The sequence below is a fragment of the Holdemania sp. 1001302B_160321_E10 genome, assembly GCF_015552275.1.
GTDB lineage: Bacteria > Bacillota_I > Bacilli_A > Erysipelotrichales > Erysipelotrichaceae > Holdemania.
Window position 1 is genome coordinate 1 of the sequence record NZ_JADNEM010000071.1, and the last position, 2,311, is coordinate 2,311.

At 42.0% G+C, this 2,311-nt stretch carries 2 protein-coding genes; one reads left to right on the top strand and one right to left on the bottom strand.

Going from position 1 to position 2,311, the window contains the following annotated elements; translation table 11 throughout:
* Positions 1 to 307: 307 nt before the first annotated feature.
* Positions 308 to 961 carry a cyclic nucleotide-binding domain-containing protein gene (locus I2D94_RS18030; protein WP_195397906.1) on the bottom strand — a complete coding sequence of 218 codons (654 nt, stop codon included), beginning with the start codon at positions 959 to 961 and terminating at the stop codon, positions 308 to 310.
* A 111-nt stretch (positions 962 to 1,072) separates the two neighbouring features.
* On the opposite strand from I2D94_RS18030, the gene I2D94_RS18035 reads away from it, so the two are divergent.
* A complete protein-coding gene (locus I2D94_RS18035) occupies positions 1,073 to 1,990 on the top strand; it encodes a DMT family transporter (protein WP_195397907.1) in 918 nt (305 codons plus the stop codon).
* Positions 1,991 to 2,311: the final 321 nt, after the last annotated feature.

A 2,311-nucleotide genomic window follows, 5' to 3' on the forward strand; every position in this document is an offset into this window, starting at 1 on the left:
GTTTCTACGGATATTTTAACACTTTTCCCTCATTATCTGGCTCTTTTTTTGTTTCCTTTTACTCTGTTTCTCCTTTTGCTCTGCCCCGATACACATTTTCTTCTTTACCTGCATTTACTTTTACTATTGACCTGTTTTTCAAGAATTTTCATTCGTTATTTCTTACAGGAAGACTGCACTGCACAGCTGCGAAATTGACAGCGCTTTCATTCGAACGGATCCCACTTTTTATTCATTAGGTTAAATAAGAGCCCAATCTCAAAAGAACCCGATGAAACAGAAGCGGGGATGGATCATGCTCGATCTTTTAAAAAGAGGAACGTCGCTTTAATTCAATGTTATTCAGAATGTAGTACCCACTTTCTCTCTTCTCCAGAATTCCATCGCGGCAAAGCTTGCCTAAAATACGGAACAAATGCCGATAACTCATCCCCACTGAGGCGGAAACATCAGTAAGAATATCACTAAATACATTTTTATGCGAATTTTGCAGGATGTACGCACATAGACGATGCTCGCCGGAACATAGCGCTGATAATGTATAATTATCTGAACTTTTAGACAACTTGGCTGCCAGTTCGCCGCCTAAAAAATTAAGAAATCGAAGATTAACTGCTAATTCGTCTGCACATGTCGAATAATTCACAGCGATACAGTCCAGGTCGGTGATCGCTTTAACCGTCGTTGTGGCATTTTTCTGTCTCATCATGAGTTCAATATCACCAATCAGACCGGAAGAAATGTAATAACACAAAATCAAGCTTTTTCCGTCGGGCGTTGTCCGGCAAACCTTCGCACTGCCGCTGATCACAATGAGGATCCATGGCATGGAAACACCTTCTTGACAAACATTTTCCCCGGGCACAAAACGCAGGCAGCCGCAAGATTGAAGCGGAACATTTTCCAGGCCATATTCTGCGAGCTTATTTTCATGAGCTTTAGTAAGGGGTATATTCTCCATATCAATCACCTCAAATCAATTATATACGAATGCGTTTGAAAGCACTATGACCTATGTCCTATGCAGGATAAACAGAATTTTGTTATCCTCGAAGTAAAGAGGTGGTCTGAATTGTATCCGATTTTAGCGCTGGTTAACGGTATACTATTAGCCATTATGGTTTCAATAAACGGGGAATTATCGAAACAATATGGCGTATTCTCAGCATCCGTATTGATTCATATCGCAGGCACAGCTTCCGCATCTCTCTGCCTTTTGAAAAAAGGAACAAAACCACTGTGGACGCATCATCCAAAATGGATTTATCTGGGCGGAGCGATCGGGGTCTGCACTACTGTATTTCAATGTATTGCGGCAGAGTCGATGAGTATAACCAGCGTCGTTGCACTGGGATTGCTGGGGCAGACAGCTGCCTCCTTGTTCATTGATAAACTGGGGTTGTTGGGGATGAAGAAAAGACCGTTTCCACAATCAGCACTGATCAGTCTGTGTCTTTCAGTTCTCGGAATCTTCATGATGTTGGATGATGAAAATGCAGTCGCTGCGATTGGAATTGCGTGTGCCGCAGGCATATCCGTGGTCTTATCCAGAACCATCAATGCGCATCTGGCAGAAAAAACAGGAGCGCTGCAGGGCGCGCTGATCAACCATCTGATCGGACTTCCCATTACAATACTACTCGCCGCAGCCACCGTGAAATGGAGTGATCTTGTCCAAAGAGCACCGTTAAGCGGAACGTTTCAACCCTGGATTTATTTTGGCGGAGTCCTGGGTGTGGGGGTTGTGATGTTATTTAACATCATTGTTCCCAAACTCTCTTCATTTTTGCTGACCTCACTGGTCTTTATTGCGCAGATATTTACGGGAATTATCTTAGACAGTATGCAGGGGCTCTCCTGTTCTGATGCCTCTCTTTACGGTGGGCTTGTCATTGCTTTCGGCGTTGTTGTCTACATGGCCGCGGATCGCATTAATTCTTGCAAAAGAACAAAAGCGTCAGGAAAGTGTGGCAGAAACAAAACGGATTGAAGAAGAATACCAGAATGGCTTAAAAGAGAAACAGGTTAAAAACTGATTTATTTCATGGAACAACTCATGATTTTATGCTGGATGATATAATCAGACAACCCTAAAATTTTCTTTGCATGCAAAAAGAGGAAGTTTTGGTTCTATAAATTTTGGTGTTGGTAGAAACCAACGCCTTTTTTTCTTGAGCATAAAAAAAAGAGACATAGGTAAGAATTTCCGTTACAATAAAATCACCACAAATTACAGAAAGGAAATCTCACTATGTCCATTACTCATTCTATCGCATCTGTTCTCAGTTTAAAAGACCCTCATCTTCATTTC